This is a genomic window from Streptomyces sp. CB03238 (assembly GCF_002099185.1).
Taxonomy (GTDB): domain Bacteria; phylum Actinomycetota; class Actinomycetes; order Streptomycetales; family Streptomycetaceae; genus Streptomyces.
Window position 1 is genome coordinate 97,144 of the sequence record NZ_NBCN01000004.1, and the last position, 25,949, is coordinate 123,092.

Annotated in this window: 25 protein-coding genes and 1 riboswitch; of the genes, 11 read left to right on the forward strand and 14 right to left on the reverse strand. The window is 71.0% G+C overall.

The window, feature by feature from the left end:
* Window positions 1-10: 10 nt before the first annotated feature.
* The gene (locus BKD26_RS07730) at window positions 11-1,375 is read right to left on the reverse strand and encodes an NYN domain-containing protein (protein WP_084897081.1); all 1,365 of its coding nucleotides are present in this window, start codon (window positions 1,373-1,375) and stop codon (window positions 11-13) included.
* A 54-nt stretch (window positions 1,376-1,429) separates the two neighbouring features.
* Window positions 1,430-1,672, reverse strand: coding sequence for a hypothetical protein (locus BKD26_RS07735; protein ID WP_084897082.1), 243 nt, complete (start codon window positions 1,670-1,672; stop codon window positions 1,430-1,432).
* 151 nt (window positions 1,673-1,823) lie between these two features.
* Here BKD26_RS07735 and BKD26_RS07740 point away from each other — a divergent pair, with 151 nt between their 5' ends.
* The 7 genes from BKD26_RS07740 (at window position 1,824) to BKD26_RS07770 (ending at window position 8,273) form a co-directional block, all read left to right on the forward strand.
* Entirely contained in the window at window positions 1,824-2,522 is a 699-nt protein-coding gene (locus BKD26_RS07740) for a rhomboid family intramembrane serine protease (protein WP_084897083.1), read from the forward strand.
* Window positions 2,519-2,800 carry an Lrp/AsnC ligand binding domain-containing protein gene (locus tag BKD26_RS07745; RefSeq protein WP_073752170.1) on the forward strand — a complete coding sequence of 94 codons (282 nt, stop codon included), beginning with the start codon at window positions 2,519-2,521 and terminating at the stop codon, window positions 2,798-2,800. The genes BKD26_RS07740 and BKD26_RS07745 overlap by 4 nt, the downstream gene beginning before the upstream one ends.
* Window positions 2,801-3,035: 235 nt before the next feature.
* Window positions 3,036-3,434 carry a hypothetical protein gene (locus BKD26_RS07750; protein ID WP_084897084.1) on the forward strand — a complete coding sequence of 133 codons (399 nt, stop codon included), beginning with the start codon at window positions 3,036-3,038 and terminating at the stop codon, window positions 3,432-3,434.
* Window positions 3,397-4,845, forward strand: a complete 1,449-nt coding sequence (locus BKD26_RS07755; protein ID WP_084897085.1) for an ATP-binding protein — start codon at window positions 3,397-3,399, stop codon at window positions 4,843-4,845. Before BKD26_RS07750 ends, BKD26_RS07755 begins: the two co-directional genes overlap by 38 nt.
* On the forward strand, window positions 4,842-5,501 hold the full coding sequence (locus BKD26_RS07760) for a response regulator transcription factor (RefSeq protein WP_084897086.1): 660 nt from the start codon (window positions 4,842-4,844) through the stop codon (window positions 5,499-5,501). Before BKD26_RS07755 ends, BKD26_RS07760 begins: the two co-directional genes overlap by 4 nt.
* Window positions 5,502-5,562: 61 nt before the next feature.
* Window positions 5,563-6,993 carry an SLC13 family permease gene (locus BKD26_RS07765; protein ID WP_084897379.1) on the forward strand — a complete coding sequence of 477 codons (1,431 nt, stop codon included), beginning with the start codon at window positions 5,563-5,565 and terminating at the stop codon, window positions 6,991-6,993.
* On the forward strand, window positions 6,990-8,273 hold the full coding sequence (locus BKD26_RS07770; protein WP_084897087.1) for a glycerate kinase: 1,284 nt from the start codon (window positions 6,990-6,992) through the stop codon (window positions 8,271-8,273). The genes BKD26_RS07765 and BKD26_RS07770 overlap by 4 nt, the downstream gene beginning before the upstream one ends.
* 25 nt (window positions 8,274-8,298) lie before the next feature.
* On the opposite strand, the gene BKD26_RS07775 is transcribed toward BKD26_RS07770, so the two are convergent.
* From BKD26_RS07775 to BKD26_RS07800, 6 genes are all read right to left on the reverse strand, one after another.
* Window positions 8,299-9,657 (reverse strand): aminotransferase class V-fold PLP-dependent enzyme, encoded by a 1,359-nt coding sequence (locus BKD26_RS07775; protein ID WP_084897088.1) that lies wholly within the window; start codon window positions 9,655-9,657, stop codon window positions 8,299-8,301.
* Between the two features lie 184 nt (window positions 9,658-9,841).
* Window positions 9,842-9,959, reverse strand: a riboswitch (SAM riboswitch).
* Window positions 9,960-10,049: 90 nt separating this feature from the next.
* Complete coding sequence (trpD, locus tag BKD26_RS07780) at window positions 10,050-11,114, reverse strand: anthranilate phosphoribosyltransferase (RefSeq protein WP_084897089.1); 1,065 nt, start codon at window positions 11,112-11,114, stop codon at window positions 10,050-10,052.
* A 150-nt stretch (window positions 11,115-11,264) separates the two neighbouring features.
* Entirely contained in the window at window positions 11,265-12,896 is a 1,632-nt protein-coding gene (locus BKD26_RS07785) for a cytochrome bc complex cytochrome b subunit (protein WP_084897090.1), read from the reverse strand.
* The gene (locus BKD26_RS07790) at window positions 12,893-13,942 is read right to left on the reverse strand and encodes a Rieske 2Fe-2S domain-containing protein (protein WP_084897091.1); all 1,050 of its coding nucleotides are present in this window, start codon (window positions 13,940-13,942) and stop codon (window positions 12,893-12,895) included. Before BKD26_RS07790 ends, BKD26_RS07785 begins: the two co-directional genes overlap by 4 nt.
* Complete coding sequence (locus BKD26_RS07795; RefSeq protein WP_084897092.1) at window positions 13,939-14,748, reverse strand: cytochrome c; 810 nt, start codon at window positions 14,746-14,748, stop codon at window positions 13,939-13,941. The genes BKD26_RS07790 and BKD26_RS07795 overlap by 4 nt, the downstream gene beginning before the upstream one ends.
* Window positions 14,749-14,826: 78 nt before the next feature.
* The gene (locus tag BKD26_RS07800; RefSeq protein WP_073752150.1) at window positions 14,827-15,447 is read right to left on the reverse strand and encodes a heme-copper oxidase subunit III; all 621 of its coding nucleotides are present in this window, start codon (window positions 15,445-15,447) and stop codon (window positions 14,827-14,829) included.
* A gap of 198 nt (window positions 15,448-15,645) precedes the next feature.
* Between BKD26_RS07800 and BKD26_RS07805 the strand changes: the two genes are divergently transcribed.
* Window positions 15,646-16,047, forward strand: coding sequence for a response regulator transcription factor (locus BKD26_RS07805; protein ID WP_084897093.1), 402 nt, complete (start codon window positions 15,646-15,648; stop codon window positions 16,045-16,047).
* Between the two features lie 65 nt (window positions 16,048-16,112).
* Here the strand turns inward: BKD26_RS07805 and BKD26_RS07810 are convergent, their stop codons facing one another.
* The 4 genes from BKD26_RS07810 to BKD26_RS07825 all read right to left on the reverse strand — a co-directional run bounded on the left by BKD26_RS07810 (window position 16,113) and on the right by BKD26_RS07825 (window position 20,583).
* On the reverse strand, window positions 16,113-17,354 hold the full coding sequence (locus tag BKD26_RS07810; protein ID WP_084897094.1) for an Ig-like domain-containing protein: 1,242 nt from the start codon (window positions 17,352-17,354) through the stop codon (window positions 16,113-16,115).
* A gap of 123 nt (window positions 17,355-17,477) precedes the next feature.
* The gene (locus tag BKD26_RS07815) at window positions 17,478-17,876 is read right to left on the reverse strand and encodes a cytochrome c oxidase subunit 4 (RefSeq protein WP_084897095.1); all 399 of its coding nucleotides are present in this window, start codon (window positions 17,874-17,876) and stop codon (window positions 17,478-17,480) included.
* Window positions 17,873-19,621, reverse strand: a complete 1,749-nt coding sequence (gene ctaD / locus BKD26_RS07820) for a cytochrome c oxidase subunit I (RefSeq protein WP_084897096.1) — start codon at window positions 19,619-19,621, stop codon at window positions 17,873-17,875. Before ctaD ends, BKD26_RS07815 begins: the two co-directional genes overlap by 4 nt.
* On the reverse strand, window positions 19,618-20,583 hold the full coding sequence (locus BKD26_RS07825) for a cytochrome c oxidase subunit II (RefSeq protein WP_084897097.1): 966 nt from the start codon (window positions 20,581-20,583) through the stop codon (window positions 19,618-19,620). Before BKD26_RS07825 ends, ctaD begins: the two co-directional genes overlap by 4 nt.
* Before the next feature lie 402 nt (window positions 20,584-20,985).
* On the opposite strand from BKD26_RS07825, the gene BKD26_RS07830 reads away from it, so the two are divergent.
* Complete coding sequence (locus BKD26_RS07830) at window positions 20,986-22,365, forward strand: cysteine desulfurase/sulfurtransferase TusA family protein (protein WP_084897098.1); 1,380 nt, start codon at window positions 20,986-20,988, stop codon at window positions 22,363-22,365.
* A gap of 243 nt (window positions 22,366-22,608) precedes the next feature.
* Here BKD26_RS07830 and BKD26_RS07835 read toward each other — a convergent pair whose 3' ends face one another.
* Complete coding sequence (locus BKD26_RS07835; RefSeq protein ID WP_084897099.1) at window positions 22,609-23,583, reverse strand: carbohydrate kinase family protein; 975 nt, start codon at window positions 23,581-23,583, stop codon at window positions 22,609-22,611.
* A gap of 127 nt (window positions 23,584-23,710) precedes the next feature.
* Between BKD26_RS07835 and BKD26_RS07840 the strand changes: the two genes are divergently transcribed.
* Entirely contained in the window at window positions 23,711-23,917 is a 207-nt protein-coding gene (locus tag BKD26_RS07840; protein WP_084897100.1) for a hypothetical protein, read from the forward strand.
* 76 nt (window positions 23,918-23,993) lie between these two features.
* The gene (locus BKD26_RS07845; RefSeq protein ID WP_084897101.1) at window positions 23,994-25,466 is read left to right on the forward strand and encodes a hypothetical protein; all 1,473 of its coding nucleotides are present in this window, start codon (window positions 23,994-23,996) and stop codon (window positions 25,464-25,466) included.
* Between the two features lie 98 nt (window positions 25,467-25,564).
* Here the strand turns inward: BKD26_RS07845 and BKD26_RS07850 are convergent, their stop codons facing one another.
* Window positions 25,565-25,921 (reverse strand): iron-sulfur cluster assembly accessory protein, encoded by a 357-nt coding sequence (locus BKD26_RS07850; protein WP_084897102.1) that lies wholly within the window; start codon window positions 25,919-25,921, stop codon window positions 25,565-25,567.
* Window positions 25,922-25,949 lie beyond the last annotated feature (28 nt).

Here is a 25,949-nt window from a genome sequence, read left to right on the forward strand (position 1 = left end):
CGCCCAGGAGTTATGAGATGCGCGAAAGCCGCTTCAGCAGCAAGGCGGACGCGACGGGCCTGGCGCCCGACTTCGCGACGCCGTCGGCGACTTCCCGGTCGGTGGAGACCACGACGACCGGCCGGCCCGGCGGCTCCGCCCGTACCAGCTGGCGGATCAGCTCGTCCGCCGTCACGCCCGGCTTGGAGAACAGCACCCGCACCCCGCGCGGCGGCGCGAGCAGCACCGGAGCGGCCAGCTCCGCGCCGTCGAAGACACAGGTGACCTCGGCGCCCGTGCGGGCCGCCAGCGCCGACAGGCCGCCGAGCAGCCGCAGCCGCTGCTTCTCCAGCGGCATGGTCGGATAGCCGGTCTTGGTGACGTTGTAGCCGTCCACGACCAGATGCGCCTGCGGCAGCGCCAGCAACTGGTCGAGCAGCGCCGGGTCGGTCTCCGACAGGGCACGGGCCGCGATGTCCTTGGGCGACATCCGGCCCGGCTCCACCGCGTCGACGGTGTCCGCCGGGTGTACGGAGACGGGCGGCAGGGCCAGCTCGCGGCGCAGCCCCTGCGCCGACTCCAGGACGGTGTCCAGCAGCAGCCGCAGCCGCATGTCCTCCACGGAGCGGCCCTCGCGGGCGGCCCGGCGGCTGGCCTCCAGTGCGGCCTCCGCCTCACTGAGGCGGGCCTTGAGGCGCCGGGTCTCGCTCTCCGCGGCGGAGACCTGGGCGGCCGCCTCGGCGCGGACGGTGTCGATGTCCGCCTGGCTGCGGCGCAGGGCCGCCTCGCCGCGCTTCACATCGCTCTGGGCGCTGCGCAGCTTGCGCTGAAGCGATTCGGCTTCCTTGCGCGCCACGTCCAGCTCCGTACGCAGCCGCTCGGTCTCGGCCTTGGTCTGCGCGCGGGCCTCGGCCAGATCGGCGCGCAGCCGCTCCAGCTCCCGCCGGCCGGCCTCGTCGGCGCGTTCGGCGTCGGCGCGCTGGGCCTCCTCGCCGGCGGCGGCGACCAGCTTGACCCAGCCGGCGGGGCGCAGCACATAGGCCGCCGCGGCCACGTCCACCGGGTCGGCGGCGGCCGGGGGCGAACCGGACTCGACCGCGCCGGCCAGCTCCGGTTGCCGCTCCTTGAGGCGCTCGCCGATCCGCTGCCGGAACAGCGCGTCGCCCTCCAGCGCGGCCGCCATCGCGTTGCCCGCGAACCTGGCCCGGCGGGACGGGGTGAACCGGGCGTACTGGCGCAGCTGCGCGGGCAGTTCCGCGACCGTCAGGCCGCCGAAGGCGTCCGAGACGAGCGCGACGACCCGGCGCCGTACCCCTTCGGGCAGCGGGCGGTCGAGCGCCTCGGCGGCGCCACCGGCCGCACCGGCCGGCTCAGCGCCGCTGGCGGGCTGCTCCACGATTCGTCACCCCACTACCCGTCCGTCTTGGCCCGCCGGGCCGCTCCCGGTTCCTCAGGAAGCGGTGCCCGGCCTGTCCACCAGCTCGATCTGGTCCACCGCGTTGCACCAGCGGCAGCGGACCGACTCGATGGTCTCACTGACCACCTCGCGCTCCTCCACCGTGGGCTCGCCCGCGAGGTCCAGATGGACGTACTCCACGACCTTCGACGACCGTGTGACGTCGAAACGCGTCAGATTGCCGCAGAGCGTGCAGCGCCAGCGGGTCGTCGCGGTCGGCAGGGGAACCGTCGTCATCGTTCCGTCCTCTTCCATGGTGCCGGGTGCGGGAGCCGCGGTGCGCCGTCGAACTGCGGGTGTACGTCCCGTAACCCTACGGCCTCGCGGGTACCCCCGTGCGCGGCGAGGCACCCTGTCCCGCTCCCTCCGTTTACGTCATGATCTGTCCATGATCGCCTGGCGCGGACCGACCGTGACGTACGCCGTGATCGGCGCCTGTTTCCTGATCTTCCTGATCAGTCCGGTGTCCGGGCTGAACCCCTCGTACGGCACGGGTGACACGCTGCTCGCCGCCCAGAGCGCGTACTTCCGCCGCTGGGGCATCGTCCCCACCGAATTGCTGAGCGGCTCCCCGCACGCGCTGCTCACCCCGCTGACCGCCCTGTTCGTGAGCGGCAGTTGGCTGCACCTGCTCGGCAACATGCTCTTTCTGTACGTGTTCGGCGCGATGGCCGAGGAGCGGCTGGGGCACCTGGAGTTCGCCCTCTTCTACACGGGCTCCGGCTGCCTCGCCCTCCTCGCGTACGCGGCGGCGCACGCGCACTCGGACCAGACCCTGGTGGGGGCGTCGGGGGCGATCTCGGGGGTGCTCGGCGCGTTCCTCTACCTCTTCCCGAGGGCACGGGTCACCAGCCTCTTCCCGTTCCTCTTCTTCCTGCCGCTGCGCTTTCCCGCCTGGATCGTGCTGATCTTCTGGTTCGTCCTGCAGTGGCTGGCCGCCCGGGGCGCCGACAGCGGCCCCGGCGTCGCGTACCTGGCGCACGTGGTGGGCTTCTGCCTGGGGTTCCTGTACGCGTGGGTGCGCTTCGGCCGGGGGGCTAGAGTGAAGGCCCACCCAGCGGCCACCGAGGGAGAAGGACAGCCGTGATCACCGCGATCGTGCTCATCAAGACCAGCGTGGACCGCATCCCCGAGATCGCCGAGTCGATCGCCGCGCTGGAGAACGTCAGCGAGGTCTTCTCCGTCACGGGTACGTACGATCTGATCGCCATGGTCCGCGTGGCCCGGCACGACGACCTGGCGGACGTCATCCCCGGCCGGATCAGCAAGATCCCGGGCGTCGAGGCGACGGACACGCACGTGGCGTTCCGCACGTACTCCCAGCACGACCTGGAAGCCGCGTTCGCGATCGGCCTCGACGCGTAACGCCTCCCGGCGGGGCCACGATCCGTTGGCGGCCACGCCCAGGGGCGGGGCGTCACCCGGACGGATGACGTCGCGAGCGGTCCCGCCCAGGGGGCCTGGGCGGACACGGCCACGGAGCGGACCCAACGGTGCGCGGACGCGCATGGGCGGCCCCGTGAGGAACCCGGGCGGTTTATGAAGGAGCCTTCATCCGGCGCTCATTCACGGGTGCGCGCGCCGCGACCAGGATGGGGGCATGGCCTTCTCCCAACGCATGGTGACGCTCGCCGCGGTCGTCGCCATCCCGCTCGGCATCGCCGCGACCAGCTACACGCTGACCGATACGCCAGAGGCGCCCATGGTGCCGCCCGAGGTGGAGCTGGGCACGACCACGCCCCGGCCGGCCGGGAGTACGGGGTCGAGCGCGGAGCCGAGCCGGACGCCGGGCCCGAGCACGGGCGCGGGCACAAGCGCAGGCCCCGGCAGGACTCCCACCGGCGTTCCGGTGCCGAGTGCGACGCAGCAGCGTGCGCCGAGCGGGACGCCGCCCGCGCCGCGGACCATGCCCACCGACACCGTCGTGCCGGGGCCGCCGGCCACCGCGGGGGACGACGACGATGACGACCTCGGTGACGACGCCGGTGACGAGAACTGACCGCCGCGTCTCGGCCCGCGTACGGATCCTGCTGTGGCTGCTGCTGGTGATGGCCGTGGCGCTGGTCGCCGTCGCGATGACGACCCGGTCCATCCTGCTGCGCGACGTGGACCACCGGATCAGCCAGCTGCTGACCCAGGAGACCCGCGAGTTCGCCAACTTCGTCGAGCAGGGCGTGGATCCCGACACGGGCGCCGAGTTCACCGAGCCGCGCCGCCTGCTGGAGGTGTTCCTCCAGCGCCAGTACTCCGACCCCGACGAGGAGTTGCTCGGCCTGACCCAGGGGCCCAAAGGCGTCCCCGCCGTGCTGCGGCAGCCGCGGGACACCAGTGGTGCCGCCCTGCACCGCGACCGGGACGCGCTCGCCCGGATCTTCGCCTCACCCGCCCGCTCCGGCACCCTGGACCGCCCGCAGGGCGAGGTGCGGTGGGCCAAGGTGCCCATCCAGCCGGCGGGGCGCGCCGTGCCGGGCGCGTTCGTCGTGGCGTTCCACGCGGACAACGAGCAGGCCATCGCCGCCGAGGCGTTCCGTACCCAGCTCGCCATCTCGGGGGTGGCGCTGCTGATGACGACCGGCATCGGCTGGGCGGTCGCGGGCCGCATCCTCGCCCCCGTACGCCTGGTACGCCGGGCCGCCGCGCAGCTCACCGAGCAGGATCTGACCCGTCGCATCCCGGTGCAGGGGCGGGACGACATCGCCCTGCTCGCCGAGACGTTCAACGCGATGCTGGACCGGCTGGAGCGGGCGTTCGCGGCGCAGCGCCAGTTCGTCGACGACGCCGGCCACGAGCTGCGTACGCCCATCACGATCGTGCGCGGCCACCTGGAGCTGATGGGCGACGACCCGGCCGAGCAGGCGGAGACGATCCGGCTGGTCACCGACGAGCTGGACCGGATGAGCCGGATCGTCGAGGATCTGCTGCTCCTCGCCAAGGCGGAGCGCCCCGACTTCGTCACGCCCGAGCCGGTCCAGCTCGGCGAGCTGACCGCCGACGTGTTCGTGAAGGCGCGGGCGCTGGGCGAGCGCGAGTGGGTCCTGGACGGGGTGGCCGACCGGGAGGCCGAGCTGGACCCGCAGCGCATCACGCAGGCGATGGTCCAGCTGGCGCAGAACGCCGTCCAGCACACCGTCCCGGGCCAGCGCATAAGGATCGGTTCCCGCGAGCTCGACGGGCGGATCGAGTTGTACGTCGCCGACACCGGGCCCGGCGTGCGGGCCGAGGAAGCCGCCGTGATCTTCGAGCGGTTCCGGCGGGGCACGGCCCGGCGGGGCACCCGTGCGGGCGGCGGCGCCGGGCTCGGGCTGTCCATCGTGAAGGCCATCGCCGAGGGCCACCGCGGCCGCGTGGAACTGCGCGCGACCGAGGGTGGCGGCGCCACCTTCGTACTCGTACTGGAGGAGGACGGGTGAACCGGATTCTGATCGCCGAGGACGAGGAGCGGATCGCCTCCTTCGTCGAGAAGGGGCTGCGCGCCAACGCCTTCACCACCACTGTCGCGGCCGACGGCGACAGCGCCCTCGACTACGCCGTCACCGGCGGCTTCGACCTGATGGTGCTGGACATCGGCCTGCCGGGTCGGGACGGTTTCACCGTGCTGCGGGAGCTGCGCGAGGCCCGGGTGACGCTGCCGGTGATCGTGCTGACGGCACGCGATTCGGTACGGGACACGGTGGCCGGCCTGGAGGGCGGCGCGGACGACTGGATGACCAAGCCGTTCCGCTTCGAGGAGCTGCTGGCGCGGGTACGGCTCCGGCTGCGCACCGCCGCCCGCGCGCCCGAGGTGACGGTGCTGCGCAGCGGCGACCTGAGCCTGGACCTGCGTACGCGCCGGGCCCGGGCGGAGCAGCGCACGGTGGACCTGACGGCTCGTGAGTTCGTGCTGCTGGAGCTCTTCCTGCGGCATCCCGGGCAGGTGCTGTCGCGGGAGCAGATCCTGTCCCACGTATGGGGGTACGACTTCGACCCCGGCTCGAACATCGTGGACGTGTACGTACGGAATCTGCGGAAGAAGCTGGGCGCGCGGCGACTTGAGACGGTGCGGGGTATGGGTTACCGCCTGCCGTAGATGAGTTTTCCTTCACAGAGCGCTCATGGGGGACTCACGGCCCGTACCCAGACTGATCATCGTGACCCTCTCCCTCAGCCGGGCGGCATGGCTCGGCGGTGCGCTCGGGGTGTGCGCGCTGCTGGCCCTGCCGTCCCGGTTCCCCGGCCTCGGTGGCGAGGCGCGGCTGACCCTGGCCGTGTTCGTGCTCGCCACCGTCGCCTGGATCGCCACCCCCGTCGACGACACGTACATCGCACTCGGCGCGGGCCTCGCGCTCACCGCGACGGGGGTGATCAGCAGTGAGACCCTGTTCGCCACGCTCGGCGACGAGACGATCTGGCTGCTGATCTGCGCGTTCGTCCTGGCGGCCGCGGTCACCCGGACCGGGCTCGCGGGCCGGGCGGCGGCCTTCCTGGTCAGCGGAGCCCGGACGGTCCGCCAGCTGGTGCACCTGACCACCGCCGCGCTCGTCGTCACGTCGTTCGCCGTCCCGGCCACCTCGGGGCGGGCCGCGCTCGCGCTGCCGGTGTTCCTGGCACTGGCCAAGGTTCTGGCCGGCCGTGAGCGACTGGTGGTGATGCTGGCGCTGCTGTTCCCGACGGTGGTGCTGCTGTCCGCCGTGGCCACGCTGATCGGCGCGGGCGCGCATCTGATCACCGTCAATGTGCTGTGGGAGCAGACCGGGCAGCGGCTGGGCTTTGTGCAGTGGCTGCTGCTCGGCCTGCCGCTCGCGATCGTGTCGTCCCATCTGGCCGCCGAGGCCGTGCTGCTCACCACCACCTCGCGGGCCGACCGTCGCGGCCCGGTGCACATCACCCCCGCCGACATCGAGGCGCACTCCGCCACACCCGTCACGGGCCCGCTCTCCACCGCAGAGGCGCGCTGCGCGCTGCTGCTGGCCACCGTGGTGGTGCTGTGGTGCAGCGAGCCGCTGCACCGGGTGTCACCGGCCGTGGTCGCGCTGATCGGCGCGATCGTGGCGGCGTCGCCGGCGCTGGGGACGGTACGGCTCAAGGACGGGCTGAAGACCGTGCCGTGGCCGCTGCTGCTGTTCATGGCGGCGACGATGGCGATGGGCGTGGCCCTCGCCGATTCGGGCGCCGCGAAGTGGCTGGTGGCCGGGCTGCCGGTGCACGCGCCGCCATGGCTGTTCCTCACCGTCGTCGTGGTGGTCAGCACGGCGGCGCACCTGGTGCTCCAGTCCCGCTCGGCCCGCTCGTCGGTGCTCGTGCCGCTGGTGGTCGTGGCGGCGGCCGCGGCGGGCGTCAACCCGGTCGCCGCCGCGCTCGCCTCGACGGCTGCGGCGGGCTTCTGCCACACACTGCCCGCGTCGGCGAAGCCGGTCGCCCTCTTCTCCGACGTCCCCGACGGCGTGCCCACCTACACCCCGCGTGACCTGCTGCGGCTGTCGGCGGTGCTCGCGCCGCTCACGGCGGGCCTGGTCCTGCTGTTCGCCCTGACCGTCTGGCCGCTGCTCGGCGTGCCCGTCCTCCTGGAGACCCGCCCATGAGCCACTCGTCCCCCTCGTACCGCATCGCCGTCGCGCCCAGCGGCTTCAAGGAGTCCCTGTCCGCGCGGCAGGCCGCCGAGGCCATCGCCGAAGGGGTGCTGCGGGTCCTGCCGGACGCCGAGCTGGACCTGATCCCGCTGGTCGACGGGGGTGAGGGTACGGCGGAGGCGCTGGCCGCCGCGACGGGCGGGCGGCTGGTGTCCCGGGTGGCCACCGGCCCGCTGGGCGATCCGGTCGACACCCACTTCGCGCTCCTCGGGGACGGCTCGGCGGTGGTGGAGATGGCCGCCGTGGCGGGGCTGGCCCTGGTGCCGCGGGGCCGCCGGGACCCGGGCGCCACGACCACGTACGGCGTCGGCGAGCTGATCCGCGCCGCCCTGGACGCGGGCGCCCGGCGCGTCCTGGTCGGCTGCGGCGACTCGGGGACGTCGGACGGGGGCGCCGGCGCGCTCCAGGCGCTGGGCGTCCGGCTGCTGGACGCGGGCGGGGGCGAACTGCCGTACGGGGGGCGGGCCTTGTCCCGGCTGGCGGTCATCGACGCGAGCGGGCTCGATGCGCGGCTGGCGGAGGCCGAGCTGCTGGTGGCGTGCAACCCGTACAACGTGCTGTGCGGCGAGCGGGGCGTGGCCCGGGTCTTCGGCCCCCAGAAGGGCGCCACCCCGGCGCAGTGCGAGGAGCTGTCGGCCGCCCTGGAGCGGTGGGCGGCCGCGCTGACGGCGGCGTTCGCCCCGGGCGTGGACCTGCGCGGAGCGCCCGGCACCGGGGCGTCGGGCGGGCTGGGCGCGGGGCTCGCGGCGGTGGGCGCCCGGCTGCTCCCGCGCTTCGAGGTGCTCCTCGACGGGCTGGACCTGGGTGCCCGGCTGGGTCACGCCGACCTGGTGATCACCGGCGAGGGCGCCCTGGACGCCCAGACCGTGCGCGGCAAGGTCCCGGGCGAGGTGGCCCGGCGGGCCCGGGAGGCGGGCGTCCCGGTCCTCGCGCTGGCCGGCACGCTGGGGCCCGGGGCGCAGGACGCGGGGCTCGACGCCTACGAGTCGATCGCGCCCGGACCCGTACCTCTGTCAGAGGCCCTGGACCGTGCCGCCGAGCTGCTCGCGGACGCCGCCGAGCGGGCGCTGCGCACGGTCCTGGTGGGCACCCGGCTCAGGGCCCGTCTCCCGGACCCGGCCGGGCTCGCGTGCCCTGGCACGCGCGCTCGCGGCGTTGTCGTCGGTCGGCATGGCTCCGCCATGACTCCCTCCTCCGCCTTGCGATCACACGCACCAGACCCCGCTCCCTGATCCGGCCTGGCCCGGGAGACGGGCCCTAGCCGCGGTCGGGCACACAACGCCCGTCCTCCGTACGGTAGTTCCAGCGCGCCCCGTCCCGGACGAGCTCCTTCACGGCCCGAACGAACCGGTCGACGTGCTCGTCCGGCGTCCCCGCCCCGAAGCTGACCCGGATGGCGTTGAGCGCGGTGGTCCCGCCGTCGGGCGCGCCGCACTCGCCGACGTCCTCGCGCTCGCCGCCGAGCAGGGTGCGCACCAGCGGGTGGGCGCAGAACAGCCCGTCGCGCACCCCGATGCCGTACTCGGCGGACAGCGCCGCCGCGAAGTGCGAGCTGTTCCAGCCCTTCACGACGAACGAGATGACGCCCACGCGGGGAGCCTCGTCGCCGAACAGCGACAGCACCTTCACCTCGGGCACCTCGGCGAGCCCTTCGTGGACCTTGCCGATCAAGTGCTGCTCGCGCGCCACGAGGGCGTCGAACCCGGCCTCGGTGAGCGCCTTGCAGGCGGAGGCGATGGCGTACACGCCGATGACGTTCGGCGAGCCGGCCTCGTGGCGGGCGGCGGTGGTGTGCCACTCGACGTCCACCCCGCCGTCGGCGCGCCGCGCCACCTTGCGGGAGGCGCCGCCGCCGGCCAGGTACGGCTCGGCGTCCTTCAGCCAGTCGGCGCGTCCGGCGAGGACGCCGGAGCCGAACGGGGCGTACAGCTTGTGCCCGGAGAACGCCACCCAGTCGACGTCCAGCTCCCGTACGGAGAGGGGGTGGTGGGGGGCGAGCTGCGCGGCGTCCAGGACGATGCGGGCGCCGTGGGCGTGGGCGGCGGCGGCCAGCTCCCGCACGGGCCACAGCTCACCGGTGACGTTGGACGCGCCGGTGACGCAGACCAGGGCGGGGCCGTAGGGCTCCCGGTCGGCGAGCGCCCGTTCCAGCGTCTCGACCGCCTGACCGGGCGTACGGGGCGCGTTGAGGTAGGTGACCCGCGCGTCCCTCCAGGGCAGCAGCGAGGCGTGGTGCTCGGTCTCGAAGACGAACACCTGGCAGCCGGCGGGCAGGGCCCCGGCCAGCAGGTTCAGCGAGTCGGTCGTCGACCGGGTGAAGACCACCTGGTCGCTCTCGCGGCAGTCCAGGAACTCCGACACCGCGGCGCGGCTGTTCTCGAACAGGTCGGTCGACAGCTGCGACAGGTACCCGGCACCCCGGTGCACGCTGCCGTAGTACGGCGCGTACGCGGCCACGTCGTCCCAGACCCGCTGGAGGGCCGGCGCGCTGGCGGCGTAGTCGAGCGCGGCGTACGTGACCTCGCCCCCGGTGACGAGCGGCACGGTGACGTCCCGTCCCAGGACGGGCAGCGGGGCACAAACGGACCGGTCGGCGGCGATGGTGGTGACGGACATGGCGAACTCCCGTACGAAGCAGGCGAATTCCGGGTGCGCGGACGCGTCGGAGACGTCACGGTGCGGTGCGCGAACACCGGAAAAGGGGGAAAAAGGGGGTACCGAAGAAGGGGCGATACGCCCTATCGCATTCGCTTGCTCACGAGACTGCTCCCTTGAGGACCAGGACCCCAGGGTGTGCAGGGGTCCGCGCTTGCCGCAGACCTCGCTGCCTGCGACCTGGTCTTCACCCGGGGCACCCCGCCACGGACGGAGGGTTGCCGGACAGCGGGCCGGGGCCGTAGTCGCTGTCACTCATGACCTTGAAAGGCATCTTGCCATACGTCTCGACATGCGCAAGGCGCAGTCCGGCATCCGGGACTGCGCCTTGCGTCACACGCCTGGCGTCACACTCAGCGGTGGCTGGCCGCCACCCACCGCTCCAGCACCGCCCGCGCCGCGCCGGAGTCGATCGCCTCGGCCGCCTTCGCCATGCCCGCCCGGATCTGCTCGGCCAGCGGCGCGTCCGACGGTTCCAGGGCCACCAGCGCCGCCGCCGCGTTGAGCAGCACCGCGTCCCGTACCGGCCCGGTCTCGCCGGCCAGCAGCCGGCGCGCCACGTCCGCGTTGTACGAGGCGTCCGCGCCGCGCAGCGCTTCCACCGGCACCAGGTCGATGCCCACGTCGCGGGGGTCGAACGCCTCCTCGCGCACCGCGCCGTCCCGGACGACCCACACCTTCGAGGTGGCCGTGGTGGTCAGCTCGTCCAGTCCGTCGTCGCCGCGGAACACCAGGGCGGAGGAGCCGCGCTCGGCGAGCACCCCGGCCATGATCGGCGCCATCCGCGCGTCGGCGACGCCGGTCGCCTGGGCCTTCACCCGCGCGGGGTTGGTCAGCGGCCCGAGGAAGTTGAACGTGGTGCGGATGCCGAGCTCCTTGCGGGCCGCCGCCACATGGCGCAGCGCCGGGTGGAACCTCACCGCGAAGCAGAAGGTGATGCCCGCCTCCTCAGCGACCTCGGCGACCCGCCGGGGGGTGAGGTCCAGGTTGACGCCGAGCTTCTCCAGCACGTCGGAGGAGCCGGAGGCGGAGGACGCGGCGCGGTTGCCGTGCTTGACGACCTTGGCGCCCGTACCGGCGACGACGATCGCCGACATGGTGGAGATGTTGACGGTCTTGGCACCGTCGCCGCCCGTGCCGACGAGGTCGACGGACGGGCCGGGCACCTCGATGAGGTTGGCGTGCGCGTACATGGCGCGGACGAGGCCGGAGATCTCCTCGACGGTCTCGCCCTTCGCCCGCAGCGCGACCGCGAAGCCGGCGATCTGGGCGTCGGTGGCCTCGCCGCGCATGATGTGGTCCATCGCCCACGCCGTGTCGTCGGCGCTACGGTCGCGGCCCTCCAGCAGGGCGTTCAGCACCTCGGGCCAGGAACGACCCGCCGAGCTCGGTCCTCCAGCGGGTTGCACAGCGCTCATGGTCGCTCCTGGTGTCCGTACGTACAGGGATGACCACAGCCTATCGAGACGCAGGGACGGCAAAGAGCCCCGTCCGGTGAATGGACGGGGCTCGATGCGGTGTGGCGACCTTCTGGGGCCCCCCGGGGCGAAGCCCCAGGGGGAAGGTGATCAGTGGTGGCCGTGGCCGCTCGTGATCTCCTTGTACTCCTCGACGGTGGCCTTGGGGATCTGGTTCCCCTCGGCGAAGTAGCCCTTGCTGAGCTTGGCGCGGAGCTGCTGCATGCGCGACGGCTTGCGCTCGACGCCGTTCTCGTCGACCGTCGGGCCGATCTCGGCCGGCGTGTACTGCTCGTGCGTGGTGAGCGCGTGCAGCTGGGCCTGGCTGAGGGGCTCGTGGATCTCGACGAACTCGCCGTGCGGCAGGCGCTTGATGATGCCGGACTCACGGCCGTGCAGCACCTTGTCGCGGTCGCGCCGCTGGAGACCCAGGCAGATCCGCTTGGTGACGATGAACGCGATGACCGGGCCGACGAAGAAGAAGATCCGGACGAACCACGTGATCGCGTTGATCGACAGGTGGAAGTGGGTGGCGAAGATGTCATTGCCACCACCGACCAGCATGATCATGTAGGCGGTGATCCAGGCGACCCCGAGAGCGGTCCGGGTCGGCGCGTTGCGCGGCCGGTCCAGCAGGTGGTGCTCCCGCTTGTCACCGGTGATCCACGCCTCGATGAACGGGTAGACCGCGATCGCCACGAGCATGACGCCGAAGAGGACCAGCGGGATGAACACACCCAGGACGAGCGTGTGGCCCCACAGGTTGATCTCCCAGCCCGGCATCACACGGATCAGGCCCTCGGCGAAGCCCATGTACCAGTCGGGCTGGGCGCCGGTGGACACCTGGTCCGGGCGATAGGGGCCCATGGTCCAGATCGGGTTGATGGTGAACAGGGCGGAGATGACCGCGATGACACCGAAGACCAGGAAGAAGAAGCCTCCGGCCTTGGCCATGTAGACCGGCAGCAGCGGCATGCCGACGACGTTCTTGTTCGTCCGGCCGGGGCCGGGGAACTGCGTGTGCTTGTGGTAGAAGACCAGGATCAGGTGTGCCACCACGAGGCCGAGCATGATGCCCGGCAGCAGCAGGATGTGGATCGAGTAGAACCGGGCCACCATGTCGTGGCCGGGGAACTCCCCACCGAACAGGAACATCGAGATGTACGTGCCGACGATCGGCGTGGCCAGGATCGCGCCCTGCGTGAAGCGGACACCGGTGCCGGAGAGCAGGTCGTCCGGCAGCGAGTAACCGGTGAAGCCGGTGAACATGCCGAGGACGAACAGCAGGAAGCCGAACAGCCAGTTGACCTCACGCGGCTTGCGGAACGCGCCGGTGAAGAAGACGCGCATCATGTGCACGAACATGCCGGCGATGAAGATCAGCGCGGCCCAGTGGTGGATCTGCCGGATGAGCAGCCCACCGCGGACGTCGAAGCTGATGTCCAGGGTCGAGGCGTACGCCTCGGTCATCCGGATGCCCTGGAGCGGCACGTACGAGCCGTGGTACTCGATCTCGTTCATGCTCGGGTGGAAGAACAGCGTCAGATACACACCCGTGAGGATGATGATCAGGAAGCTGTAGAGGCAGATCTCACCCAGCATGAAGGACCAGTGGTCCGGGAAGATCTTCCGCATGTTGGCCTTGGCCAGGCCGTAGATGCCCAGCCGGCCGTCGGCCCAGTCGGCCACCCGCTCGCCGGCGGGCGCCTTCCGCTTGCTGTCCGTTGCGGTCGTGGTACTCATCCGCGCTCCCAGAATGCAGGGCCGACGGGCTCGTCGAAGTCGCCGAGCGCCTCGAGGAAGCCCTTGTCGTTCACGCCGATCCGCAGCTGCGGGAGGGCGTGACCGGCGGGGCCGAAGATGACGCGGGCGCCGTCGGAGAGGTCGAAGGTGGACTGGTGGCACGGGCAGAGGACGTGGTGCGTCTGCTGCTCGTACAGGGAGATCGGGCAGCCCACGTGGGTGCAGATCTTGGAGAAGGCCACGATGCCCTCGTGCGACCACTCGAGCTCGCGCTTGTCCTTGATGTCCTCCGGCTGGATCCGGACGATCATCAAGGCGGCCTTGGCGATCTCGTTGTTGAACTCGTGGTCGCTCTCCTCCAGGCCCTCGGGCATGGCGAAGGTGAGCGAGCCCACCGCGACGTCCTCGGGACGCAGCGGCTCGTGCGTGTTCATGTTGATGAGCTGCTTGCCCCTGGACCACGCCGTGTGGAACAGCTTCTTCTCGGGCAGCGGGCCCAGCTCGCGCAGCAGCACCACACCGGAGAGCGGCACCATGGCCAGCGCGCCGAACATGGTGTTGCGGATCAGCTTGCGCCGGCCGAGCGCCGACTCGCGTGCGCCGTCCGCGAAGTCCGCCATGACCTTGGCCTTGACCTCGGGCGTCGCCTCGATGGCGTGCCGGTCGTCGGCCATCTCCTCGTCGGACATCAGGGTGCGGGCCCAGTGGACCGCTCCCGCGCCGATGCAGAAGAGCGCGAGGCCCAGCGTCAGGCCGAGCGACAGGTTGGTCGCGCTGACGTGACCCAGCGGCCAGACATAGACGATCTTGTCGACCGGGAAGATCACGAACGAGGCGATGAAGCCGATCGTGGCCAGCATCGACACCGTGAACAGCAGGGCGACCGTGCGCTCGGACCGCTTGGCGGCCCGCTCGTCGATGTCCTGGATACGCGGCTTGTGGGGCGGCAGCCCCGGGTCGGCGAACGGGTTCTCGGCTACCGCCGTGCCGTGCGCGGTGTCCTGCTCGCTCGGCAGGCTCTCCTTGGAAATCTCTTGGCTACTCATGACTTCTTGGCCTTAGCGGTGTGGGCCGCGACCCAGACGGCGACAGCGATCAGCGAACCCAGACCGAAGATCCACCCGAAGAGACCCTCGCTGACGGGGCCGACGCCGCCCAGCGCGAAGCCGCCGGGAGTCGCGGTCCTGTCGTCGTTCACGGCCCGGACGTACGCGATGATGTCCTTCTTCTCCTGCTCCGGCATCGTGGTGTCGGGGAAGGACGGCATGTTCTGCGGGCCGGTCTGCATGGCCTCGTAGAGGTGCTTCGGGCTCACGTCGTCGAGGGGCGGCGCGAACTTGCCGTGCGTCAGGGCGCCCCCCGCACCGGTGAAGTTGTGGCACTGGGCGCAGTTGGTGCGGAACAGGTCGCCACCACGGGCGATGTCCGCGCCTTCGGGGCTGTACTGCTTCTCGGTCGGCGTGATCGGACCGGCGCCGAGGGACGCGACGTACGCGGCGAGCTGGTCGATCTCGGCCTGCGTGTAGATGTTCCTCTTCTCCGGCACCTGGGCGCCGGGCTGCTGCGCCGGCATACGACCGGTGCCGACCTGGAAGTCCACGGCTGCGGAGCCGACGCCGACCAGGCTCGGGCCGTCAGTGGTTCCCTGACCGCCGGTTCCGTGGCAGCTGGCGCAGCCGACGGAGTAGAGCTTCTTGCCCTCCTCGATGGCGAGGGACTGGGCGGTTTCGTCTGCCTGCGCCTTGCCCGCGGGCGCGAACGCGGCGTACAGCCCCCCAGTGGCCGCCAGCGCGAGGAGTAGGACGACGACCGCCGCCAGCGGATGGCGTCGTCGTGCGGAGAGCTTTTTCACGGATTACCCCGGTGTCAGGATCTTCTGCGTCGATGCTTGCTGGATGTGTCGGGTGTACCTGTCGAGGTACGGCCCCGATTACTTGATCATGTAGATCGTGGCGAAGAGGCCGATCCAGACGACATCGACGAAGTGCCAGTAGTAGGACACGACGATGGCGGCGGTTGCCTGCTCGTGAGTGAATCTCCTGGCCGCGTACGTACGGCCGAGGACCAGCAGGAAGGCGATGAGACCGCCCGTCACGTGCAGGCCGTGGAAGCCGGTCGTCAGGTAGAACACGGAGCCGTACGGGTCGGACGAGAGCGAGAGGCCCTCGTGCTTGACCAGCTCGGTGTACTCGAAGACCTGGCCTCCGATGAAGATCGCACCCATCACGAACGTGATGATGAACCACGCCCGGAGCTTCTTCACATCGCCCCGCTCGGCGGCGAACACGCCGAGCTGGCAGGTGAGTGAGGAGAGCACCAGGATCGTGGTGTTGGTCGCCGAGAACGGGAAGTTCAGCAGGTCGGCTTTCTCTGACCAGAACTCGGCACCCGTCACCGATCGCAGGGTGAAGTACATCGCGAAGAGGGCCGCGAAGAACATCAGCTCGGAACTCAGCCAGATGATGGTTCCGACGCTGGTGAGGTTCGGCCGATTGACCGACGGGTGCGCGTGCCCGGTTTCTACTGTCGTTGCTGTCGCCACGACCGACATTATGTCGGTCGCTTATCCCGCCCTCACTCCGGGGGGTGCCGTTCGGTGTGTTGGTGCGCTCTGTCCAGCCCGAACGGCCCATCGCGGCGACCGTCGAAGGCATGTCCGAACCGGTGTGGAGCGGGGGTGGACAGGAGTAGCATCCGGCCCATCGGTACCTGCCTTCCTGCCCATGCCGCCGACGTACTCGGAGGAACAATGCAGTCGAGCGCCACCGTCCTGGTCTACAGCGACGACGCCAACACCCGTGCGCAGGTGCGGCTGGCGGCCGGCCGCAGGCCCGCGCCCGACGTTCCGCCGGTCGAGTACATCGAGTGCGCGACGCTCCCGGCCGTGCTGGACCAGCTGGACAAGGGCGGCATCGACGTCTGCGTACTGGACGGCGAGGCGGTGCCGGCGGGCGGCATGGGGGTGTGCCGGCAGATCAAGGACGAGGTCTTCCACTGCCCGCCCGTGCTGCTGCTCATCGGCCGCCCCCAGGACGCCTGGCTGGCCACCTGGAGCCGCGCGGACGCCGCGGTGACCCTCCCGGTCGACCCGGTGGAGCTCGCGGACTCCCTGGCGGCCCTGCTGCGCAGCCGCCTGGCTGTGGAGGCGTGACTCTTTCAGGGCTCGGTTCTCCCCCCTGCCTTCGGCGGGGGGAACCCCATTTCGGCACACTCGCCTCAAAGAGCCGGGCGGAGCCGTAGGGCATCGGTGCGGGGGGCGTCGGCGCGGGCGGCGCTGCCCGCCTGCCACTTGTCCCAGGGCAGGTTCCAGTCGCCGAAGCCATTGCCGAAGTGGTCCATCTCCTTGCCGGCGCTGTTGATGACCCGGACGAGGTCGCCGGGGCGGACGTTCTCGTAGAACCAGGCGGCGTTGCTGGTGGACATGCCGGTGCAGCCGTGGCTGACGTTGGCGTACCCCTGTGAGCCGACGGACCAGGGCGCGGCGTGGACGTATTCGCCGCTCCATGTCACCCGGGTGGCGTAGTAGACCGGCAGGTCGTACGACTCACTGCTGCCCGCCGCGATGCCGACGGTGGTGCTGCGCATCCGTACGAAGTACTCCTTGCCGAGCACCACTTTGATGCCGTTACGGGTGGAGAAGCCCGGCTTTCCGGTGGTCACCGGAATGGTGTTGATCACCTTTCCGTTGCGCTTGACCACCATGTGGTGGCCGGCCGCGTCGGTGATGGCCTCGACGCGGTCGCCGATGCTGAGGTTCAGGGGCTTGGCGGAGCCGCCGTAGAGGTCGCCCGTGACCTTCACGCCCGCGAGGTTGCCCGTGACGGTGACGGACGCGCCGACGGGCCAGTACTCCTTCGGGCGATAGTGCAGCTTCTTGTCGTCGACCCAGTACCAGGAGCCCGTGACGGCGGGCGTGGAGCGGACCTTGAGGGAGCGTTCGACGGCGGCGCGGCCCTCCCTGGTGGTGACCGGGGCGCTGAGTTCCGCCGTGAGGGGCTGCCCGACGCCGTACTTGCCCGCCTCCGGGCCGAATTTCACGTTCAGGAGCCGTTTGGCGGGCGCGGTCTCGAAAGTCAGCGTACGGGCGCCAGGAGCGCCCTTGCGGTCCTCCGTGGCGACCCTGACGGTGTAGCGGGTGCCGGCCACCAGAGGAGCCGTGGAGCGCCAGCGGCTGCCGTCGGCGGAGAGTTCGCCCGCGAGGTAGTGGCCGGCCGTGTCGACGGCTGTGACGTCCGTGATGCGGCCGTCCTTGCCCTTGGCGGTGACTTCGAGGGGCTTGTCGAGAGCCGCCTTGGCGGTGCCGGACGGGGTGTTGAACCCCACCTGGCGGGCCGCGTCGTACGGCTCCGCCGACAGGGGGTGGCCGTCCGGGCCGCCGCACGCGGTCGCGCTCGCGCCGGTGACGGCGACCAGCAGGATGCAGCTTATGGCGGTGCGCATGCGGGGCGTGTTGCTCATAACCACACCGTAGGAAGGTATGCCCACAGTGGCACGCGGGATGACTCCGAACGGATGACCACAAACGGGGGCCCGGCAACCTCCGTACGGAGGTTGCCGGGCCCCTGCGTCCGAGCGACGGACCTACTGGTTCTGGTTCTCGCCCCGGTAGTACTCGAAGACCCATCCCCACAGACCGATCAGGATCAGCGGGGCGGAGAAGTACAGGAGCCACCAGCCCAGCGCGATGGCCAGGAAGGCGAACGCACCACCGATCGCCAGGGAGAGCGGCTGCCAGCTGTGCGGCGAGAAGAAGCCGACCTCACCGGCCTCGTCCGCGACGTCGGCCTCCTTGTCGTCCTGGGCCATGGCGTCCACTCGCCGGGCCGTGAAGGCCAGGTAGTAGCCGATCATGATCGCCAGGCCGAAGGCCAGGAACAGCGCCGTCGTACCGGCCGGCTCCTTCGACCACACGCCATAGAGGATCGCCATGGCGAGGATGAAGATGCCCAGCCAGATGAACATCTTGCCCTGGATCTTCACTTGCCGACCTCCTTGCCACCGAACAGCGCGGTGTCCTTCTGCCCGTGGTTCTCGAGCTGGCCGACAGCGGCGATCTCAGGGTGATGCAGGTCGAAGGCCGGGGATTCCGAGCGGATGCGCGGCAGCGTGAGGAAGTTGTGCCGCGGCGGCGGGCAGGAGGTCGCCCACTCCAGCGAACGGCCGTAGCCCCACGGGTCGTCGACCTCGACCTTCTTGCCGTACTTGGCGGTCTTCCAGACGTTGTAGAAGAACGGCAGGATCGACAGGCCCAGCAGGAACGAGGCGATCGTGGAGATCGTGTTCAGCAGGGTGAAGCCGTCGGCGGCGAGGTAGTCCGCGTAACGGCGCGGCATGCCCTCGGCACCGAGCCAGTGCTGCACCAGGAACGTGCCGTGGAAGCCGATGAACAGCGTCCAGAACGTGATCTTGCCGAGGCGCTCGTCCAGCATCTTGCCCGTGAACTTCGGCCACCAGAAGTGGAATCCGGCGAACATCGCGAAGACCACGGTGCCGAAGACGACGTAGTGGAAGTGCGCGACGACGAAGTACGAGTCGGAGACGTGGAAGTCCATCGGGGGCGAGGCCAGGATGACGCCGGTCAGACCACCGAAGGTGAAGGTGACCAGGAAGCCGATCGTCCAGAGCATCGGTGTCTCGAAGGACAGTGAGCCCTTCCACATGGTGCCGATCCAGTTGAAGAACTTCACACCGGTCGGTACCGCGATCAGGAAGGTCATGAAGGAGAAGAACGGCAGCAGCACACCGCCTGTGACGTACATGTGGTGCGCCCACACCGTCACGGACAGACCGGCGATCGCGATGGTCGCCGCGATCAGACCGATGTAGCCGAACATCGGCTTGCGGCTGAAGACCGGGATGATCTCCGAGACGATGCCGAAGAACGGCAGGGCGATGATGTACACCTCTGGGTGGCCGAAGAACCAGAAGAGGTGCTGCCACAGCAGCGGGCCACCATTGGCCGCGTCGAACACATGGGCGCCGAACTTGCGGTCGGCCTCCAGCGCGAAGAGCGCGGCGGCCAGCACCGGGAAGGCGAGCAGGACCAGCACACCGGTCAGCAGCACGTTCCACGTGAAGATCGGCATCCGGAACATCGTCATGCCGGGCGCGCGCATGCAGATGATCGTGGTGATGAAGTTGACCGAGCCGAGGATCGTGCCGAAGCCGGAGAAGGCCAGACCCATGATCCACATGTCGGCGCCGATACCCGGCGAGCGGACGGCGTCCGACAGCGGGGCGTAGGCGAACCAGCCGAAGTCGGCCGCACCCTGGGGGGTGAGGAAGCCGGCCACCGCGATGATCGAGCCGAAGAGGTACAGCCAGTACGCGAACATGTTCAGCCGCGGGAACGCCACATCGGGCGCGCCGATCTGCAGCGGCATGATCCAGTTGGCGAATCCGGCGAACAGCGGCGTCGCGAACATCAGCAGCATGATCGTGCCGTGCATCGTGAACGCCTGGTTGAACTGCTCGTTCGACATGATCTGCGTACCCGGACGGGCCAGCTCGGCGCGCATGAAGAGCGCCAGCAGACCGCCGATGCAGAAGAAGGCGAACGACGTGACCAGGTAGAGCGTGCCGATCGTCTTGTGGTCGGTGGTGGTCAGCCACTTCACGACCACACCACCGGGGTGCCTGCGCCGCACGGGCAGTTCGTTCTCGTACGGCTCACGCGAGCCGTCGGCTGCCGTGGCGGCACCCTGAGGTTCGTTGAGGATGCTCACAGTTGGTTGCTCTCCGAGTTCCTGGCCGAGTCGGTGATCTCCATGCCCGCCGGGATGTAACCCGTCTGACCCTTCTCGGCCAGCTCCTTCAGGTGCTGCTGGTAGCGCTCCGGCGAGACGACCTTGACGTTGAAGAGCATCCGGGAGTGGTCGACGCCGCACAGCTCGGCGCACTTGCCCTTGAAGGTGCCCTCCTCCGTCGCGGTCACCTCGAAGACGTTCACGTTGTGACCGGGGAAGACGTCCTGCTTGAACAGGAAGGGGACGACCCAGAACGAGTGGATGACGTCACGGGAGGTCAGGATGAACCGGACCTTCTCGCCCTTCGGCAGCCACAGGGTCGGGCCGGGGTTGCCGTTCTGCGGATTCCGCGTGCCCGGGATGCCGTAGTCGTAGACGCCCTCGGCCCCCTGCGGGAACTGCTTCTGGTACTTGTCAGGAATGACGGCGAGTTCCTTGGCGGGCGCGGTGCCCGTGTCGGCCTTGCCGTCGACGTTCTCGATGTAGTTGAAGCCCCAGCTCCACTGGTAGCCGACCACGCTGATGGTGTGGGCCGGCTTGTTGGAGAGAGCCAGGAGCTTCGACTCGTCGCGCGCGGTGAAGTAGAAGAGCACCGAGACGATGATGAGCGGGGTCACCGTGTACAGCGCCTCGATGGGCATGTTGTACCGGGTCTGCGGAGGAACCTCGACCTTGGTGCGGCTGCGCCGGTGGAAGATGACGCTCCACAGGATCAGGCCCCAGACGAGGACGCCCGTGACGAGCGCAGCCGCCCACGAGCCCTGCCACAGGGAGAGGATCCGGGGAGCCTCCTCCGTCACTGGGGTGGGCATTCCAAGGCGGGGAAAGTCCTTGTATGTGCAACCGGTGGCGGTCGCCAGGATCAGGCCCGCAGTCAGCACCTGCGGCAGCTTCCGCCGCATCGGGCGCCGCGACGAGCGGTCGGAGCCGTTGGGACTCACGTAGCGCCTTCCCGAGAGTCTCGCCCGCGCGGTCGGCTGCGGCCGTCACGCTGGTCGGTCGCCGGCCCTGACGCGGGCAGGGGTTTGGATGTTTATGCGGACCAAACCCTACTGGACGCTATTTGGGGTCGCGCGGGGAGGGTGCCCAACGCGCCGCAGGGCCCCTCTTTCGGGGAAGCGGGCCCGGTTCCCGGGCGCCTGTTCGACGTGTCGGCGGCCGCCGGCCGCCGCGCGCTCCGGGGGCGGATGGGCCTCCGGGGCGGGGAGCCCTGGAGTCGGCGAGAGGTTCGGGAGTTGGCGGGGCGCCGTGGAGTCGGCGGGATGTCCCGGAGTTGGCGGGGCGCCGCGGAATGGGCGGGGTGCCCCGGCGTTGGCGGGGCGCCGCGGAGTTAGCGTGGAGGCGTGCCCTACTTCGATGCCGCTTCGTCCGCCCCCCTCCACCCGGTCGCCCGCCAGGCCCTGCAGGCCTCGCTGGACGAGGGGTGGGCCGATCCCGCCCGGCTGTACCGGGAGGGGAGGCGGGCGCGGTTGCTGCTGGACGCGGCGCGGGAGGCGGCCGCGGAGGCGGTGGGGTGCCGTCCCGACGAGCTCGTGTTCACCCCCTCGGGGACGCGGGCGGTTCACACCGGGGTTGCCGGGGCGCTCGCCGGGCGCCGGCGGGTGGGGCGGCATCTGGCCGTGTCGGCGGTGGAACACTCGTCCGTGCTCCACGCGGCGGCCGCGCACGAGGCGGACGGCGGGGCGGTGACCGAGGTGCCGGTGGACCGCGCCGGGCGGGTGGCGCCGGACGCGTACGCCGCCGCGCTGCGGGACGATACTGCGCTCGCCTGCCTCCAGTCGGCCAACCACGAGGTGGGCACCGAGCAGCCGGTGGCCGAGGTGGCCCGGGCGTGCCGGGAGGCGGGGGTGCCGCTGCTGGTGGACGCCGCGCAGTCGCTGCCCTGGGCGCCGGTGGCGGGCGATTGGTCACTGCTCACGGCAAGTGCCCATAAATGGGGCGGCCCCGCGGGGGTCGGGCTGCTGGTGGTACGCAAGGGTGTGCGGTTCGCACCCCAAGGCCCGGCGGACGAGCGCGAGTCGGGCCGGGCGGCCGGGTTCGAGAACATCCCGGGGATTGTGGCCGCGGCCGCCTCGCTGCGGGCGGTGCGCGCCGAGGCCGAGGCGGAGGCCGGGCGGCTGCGCGAGCTGGTGGAGCGGATCCGGATGCGGGTGCCGCAGCTGGTGCCGGACGTGGAGGTGGTCGGCGATCCGGTGCGACGGCTGCCCCATCTGGTGACGTTCTCGTGTCTCTATGTCGACGGGGAGGCTCTGCTGCACGAGTTGGACCGGTCCGGTTTCTCCGTTTCCTCCGGTTCGTCGTGTACGAGTTCCACGCTGACGCCCAGCCATGTCCTGCGCGCCATGGGCGTGCTGTCGGAGGGCAACGTCCGGGTGTCGCTGCCGTTCGGCACGGCGGAGGCGGACGTGGACCGGTTCCTGGAGGTGCTGCCGGGCGTGGTGGCCGGGATCCGCGAGCGGTTCGGCGCGCCGGCCGCCACGCCCACGACCGGGGGCGGGGAGTCGCTGGTGGTGGACGCGCTCGGCAGGCGGTGCCCGATCCCGGTGATCGAGCTGGCCAAGATCTTCGGCGACGTCCCGGTCGGCGGCACCGTGACCGTCCTCTCCGACGACGAGGCGGCCCGCCTCGACATCCCGGCGTGGTGCGAGATGCGCGGCCAGGAGTACATCGGCGAGCACCCGGTGGACCAGGGCACGGCCTACGTGGTACGCCGCCTGACCTGACACGACCCGACCCGGCGTCCGGCCCCACCCAGCCGGGGTCGCCGCCCGGCCCACCGACCCGCACCCGGGCTCGCCGAGAACAGGCACCGCCCCTGTCCCGTTGTGCCCACCCTCCCCCAAGCTCTCGGCTTCGCTCGAACAGGGGGGACCCCCACGCCCTGCGGGACGATTGCCCACAACGGAGGGTGGGCCCAGCGGGGCGGTGGGCCGCGACGGGGGGCCGGGCCGGTGGCCGGTGGCCGGTTACGCCAGGTGCGCCTGGACCTCGGCCGCGGCCTCGTGCCCGTACGCCTTGGTGAAGCGGTCCATGAAGTGGGCCCGGCTCAGGGTGTACTCCTGGGTGCCGAGCGTCTCGATGACGAGCGTGGCCAGCATGCAGCCGACCTGCGCGGCGCGCTCCAGGCCGACGCCCCAGGACAGGCCGGACAGGAAGCCGGCGCGGAACGCGTCGCCGACACCCGTCGGGTCGACCTTGGCCTCCTCCTCCGGGCAGCCCACCTCGATGACCGGCCCGCCGACGCTCTCGATGCGTACCCCGCGCGAGCCCAGGGTGGTGACGCGGTGGCCCACCTTGGAGAGGATCTCCGCCTCGGTCCAGCCGGTCTTGGACTCGATGAGCCCCTTCTCGTACTCGTTGGAGAAGAGGTACGTCGCCCCCTCCAGGAGCGTACGGATCTCGTCGCCGCCCATGCGGGCGATCTGCTGCGAGAAGTCGGCGGCGAACGGGATGGCGCGGGTCTTGCACTCCTCGGTGTGGCGGAGCATCGCCTCCGGGTCGTCCGCGCCGATCAGGACCAGGTCGAGGCCGCCGACCCGGTCGGCCACGGCCTGCAGCTCGATCAGGCGGGCCTCGCTCATGGCGCCGGTGTAGAAGGAGCCGATCTGGTTGTGGTCGGCGTCCGTGGTGCAGACGAAGCGCGCGGTGTGCAGGACCTCGGAGATCCGTACGGAGCCGGTGTCCACACCGTGGCGGTCGAGCCAGGCGCGGTACTCGTCGAAGTCGGAGCCCGCCGCACCGACCAGGACGGGGCGGGTGCCGAGCTGCCCCATGCCGAAGCAGATGTTGGCCGCCACCCCTCCCCTGCGTACATCGAGGTTGTCGACCAGGAAGGAGAGGGAGACCGTGTGCAGCTGATCCGCGACCAACTGGTCGGCGAATCGGCCGGGGAAGGTCATGAGGTGGTCGGTGGCGATGGAGCCGGTGACTGCGATACGCACGGCTGGGCGCTCCTGCGGGAAGGTGGAGTTGACAGTTCACGCTACCCGGTCGAGGGCCCCTCCACATGCGAAAACTACCCGATAGTAGGTCTTTTTCGGTCGGCTCTCGCGTGCGTACGGTGCGCTCATGGCGAAGTACAGCGTTCCACGTGAGCAGCACGAGTCCGAGTTGAGCCTGGTCCAGCTGCGCGGGGACAGCGCGCGCATGGTTCCGCACTGGGTGGCTCCGGCGGAGGCGGCGCCCGCGCCCGTGTCGCCGGCCCTGATCCATGGCGTGGTCGTTCCACCCGCCTCCGCCCGGCTGATCGACGCCACCCCGGAGTACGGCGTCTGAGGGAACCGTGCGCTCCCCCGCTCCGTCCCACGGGTGTCTCCCGTAAAGGGACCACGGCGTACGAAGGAGCATTGCGGTGAGCAGTACGGAGCCGGCCAAAGAGCCGACACAGGACAGCCCTCGCCGGAGGCGTTCGCCGCTCGTCGTCGCCTCGGTGGCGGCAGCGGTGCTGCTCGCCGGGGGCGGCGGCGCGTACTTCGCCACGGTGGCGTCGGACGGTGACGACCGGCCCGGCGGTGTTCCCGCGGCCGACGGCAAGCAGCCGCCGCCGCTGGCCCTGGACGGTCACACCGAGAGCGGTGCGGGGCCGGGGATCGCGCCCGGTGAACCGGACCCGAACGGGGTGGTCTACCGGGCCGCCGGCACGCTGCCGAAGGGCCCGGAGTCGGCGCACGTGTACCGGCCGGAGGGCGCGGTCGGCGCGGCCGAGGTGGCCCGGCTGGCCAAGGCGCTGGGCGTCGAGGGCACGCCCAAGGCGGCCGGTTCGGCGTGGAAGGTGGGGCCGGACAAGGACGGCTCGGGTGCGACCCTCCAGGTGGAGCGGCAGGCGCCGGGCGTGTGGACGTTCGGGACGGCGCCGGTCGGGGACAACTGCCTGAAGGGCAAGGAGTGCCCCACGGGCGGGCAGCCCCAGGGCGGCGGGCAGCCGGTGAGCGAGGCGGCCGCGAAGAAGGCGGCGGCCCCGGTCCTGGAGGCGCTGGACCAGCAGGGCGCCGAGCTGGACGCCACGCAGCTGATGGGTGCGGTACGGGTGGTCAACGCGGACCCGGTCGTGGGCGGGCTGCCGACGTACGGCTGGTCGACCGGCATCCAGGTGGACGCGGACGGCTCGGTCAGCGGCGGCAGCGGGCGGCTGAAGGCGCCGGCGGAGAGCCACGAGTATCCGGTGATCGGCGCGGCGGAGGCGCTGAAGCTGCTGAACGCCGGGGCCGGTGACGGCCGGGTCGGCATCGGCGGGGGCATCGGCGGGTGCGCCACGCCCGCGCCGCTGGAGGACTCCGGGACGAAGCCGGCCGCCCCGTGCAAGCCGGAGCCCGGCTCCACGGCGAAGGAGACCGTGACCGTCTCCAGGGCGGTCTTCGGGCTGGCGGCCCACTACACGGCGGGGCGCCCGGCGCTCGTACCGTCGTGGCTGTTCGAGGTGGCCCCGAAGGGCGACGCGCGGCCGTTCACGATCACGTACCCGGCGGTGGCGCCCAAGCACCTGGCGCCCGCACCGGCCCCTGCGACGCCGACGCCGGCTCCGACGACGCCGGGGGTCCCGGAGACGCCCGGGACCGGGAAGGCTCCGCGGCAGGTCGAGTCGTACAGCCTGGACGGGAAGATCCTGACGGCGCGCTTCTGGGGCGGGGTGTGCAGCAAGTACACCGTCGAGGCCGAGCAGAGCGGTACCCAGGTGAAGCTGAAGGTGGTGGAGACGCCGATCGAGCCGGGCCGGGTGTGCATCCTCATCGCGAAGGAGCTGACCGGGACGGTGACGCTGGACGAGCCACTGGGCGACCGGCAGGTCGTGGACGCGGCGAGCGGTGAGCGGGTGCCGCGGAGGTAGGTCCTGGACGCGGCGGTAGGTCCTGGACGCGGACGCGGAAAAAGGCGGCGGCCCCGGGGATGGTCCGGGGCCGCCGCCTTGCGTGTCCAGCCGCTGCTTCAGCTGAACGAGTCGCCGCAGGCGCAGGAGCCGCTGGCGTTGGGGTTGTCGATGGTGAAGCCCTGCTTCTCGATCGTGTCGACGAAGTCGATGGAGGCGCCGCCCAGGTACGGGGCGCTCATGCGGTCGGTGACGACCTTGACGCCGTTGAAGTCCTTGACGACGTCGCCGTCGAGCGAACGCTCGTCGAAGAAGAGCTGGTAACGCAGGCCGGAGCAGCCGCCGGGCTGAACGGCGACGCGCAGTGCCAGGTCGTCGCGGCCTTCCTGGTCGAGCAGGGCCTTGACCTTGGCCGCGGCGGCGTCCGACAGGAGGATGCCGTCGCTGACAGTGGTCTTCTCGTCCGATACGGACATCTGCTTCTCTCCCGGGTTGTACGGAGAC

Excerpts from the sequence above, each read along its gene's own strand:
- BKD26_RS07735 (WP_084897082.1), bottom strand. The coding sequence starts at position 1,672 with ATGACGACGGTTCCCCTGCCGACCGCGACGACCCGCTGGCGCTGCACG.
- BKD26_RS07740 (WP_084897083.1), top strand. The coding sequence starts at position 1,824 with ATGATCGCCTGGCGCGGACCGACCGTGACGTACGCCGTGATCGGCGCC.
- BKD26_RS07750 (WP_084897084.1), top strand. The coding sequence starts at position 3,036 with ATGGCCTTCTCCCAACGCATGGTGACGCTCGCCGCGGTCGTCGCCATC.
- BKD26_RS07755 (WP_084897085.1), top strand. The coding sequence starts at position 3,397 with ATGACGACCTCGGTGACGACGCCGGTGACGAGAACTGACCGCCGCGTC.
- BKD26_RS07770 (WP_084897087.1), top strand. The coding sequence starts at position 6,990 with ATGAGCCACTCGTCCCCCTCGTACCGCATCGCCGTCGCGCCCAGCGGC.
- BKD26_RS07775 (WP_084897088.1), bottom strand. The coding sequence starts at position 9,657 with ATGTCCGTCACCACCATCGCCGCCGACCGGTCCGTTTGTGCCCCGCTG.
- trpD (WP_084897089.1), bottom strand. The coding sequence starts at position 11,114 with ATGAGCGCTGTGCAACCCGCTGGAGGACCGAGCTCGGCGGGTCGTTCC.
- BKD26_RS07785 (WP_084897090.1), bottom strand. The coding sequence starts at position 12,896 with ATGAGTACCACGACCGCAACGGACAGCAAGCGGAAGGCGCCCGCCGGC.
- BKD26_RS07790 (WP_084897091.1), bottom strand. The coding sequence starts at position 13,942 with ATGAGTAGCCAAGAGATTTCCAAGGAGAGCCTGCCGAGCGAGCAGGAC.
- BKD26_RS07800 (WP_073752150.1), bottom strand. The coding sequence starts at position 15,447 with ATGTCGGTCGTGGCGACAGCAACGACAGTAGAAACCGGGCACGCGCAC.
- BKD26_RS07805 (WP_084897093.1), top strand. The coding sequence starts at position 15,646 with ATGCAGTCGAGCGCCACCGTCCTGGTCTACAGCGACGACGCCAACACC.
- BKD26_RS07810 (WP_084897094.1), bottom strand. The coding sequence starts at position 17,354 with ATGAGCAACACGCCCCGCATGCGCACCGCCATAAGCTGCATCCTGCTG.
- BKD26_RS07840 (WP_084897100.1), top strand. The coding sequence starts at position 23,711 with ATGGCGAAGTACAGCGTTCCACGTGAGCAGCACGAGTCCGAGTTGAGC.
- BKD26_RS07850 (WP_084897102.1), bottom strand. The coding sequence starts at position 25,921 with ATGTCCGTATCGGACGAGAAGACCACTGTCAGCGACGGCATCCTCCTG.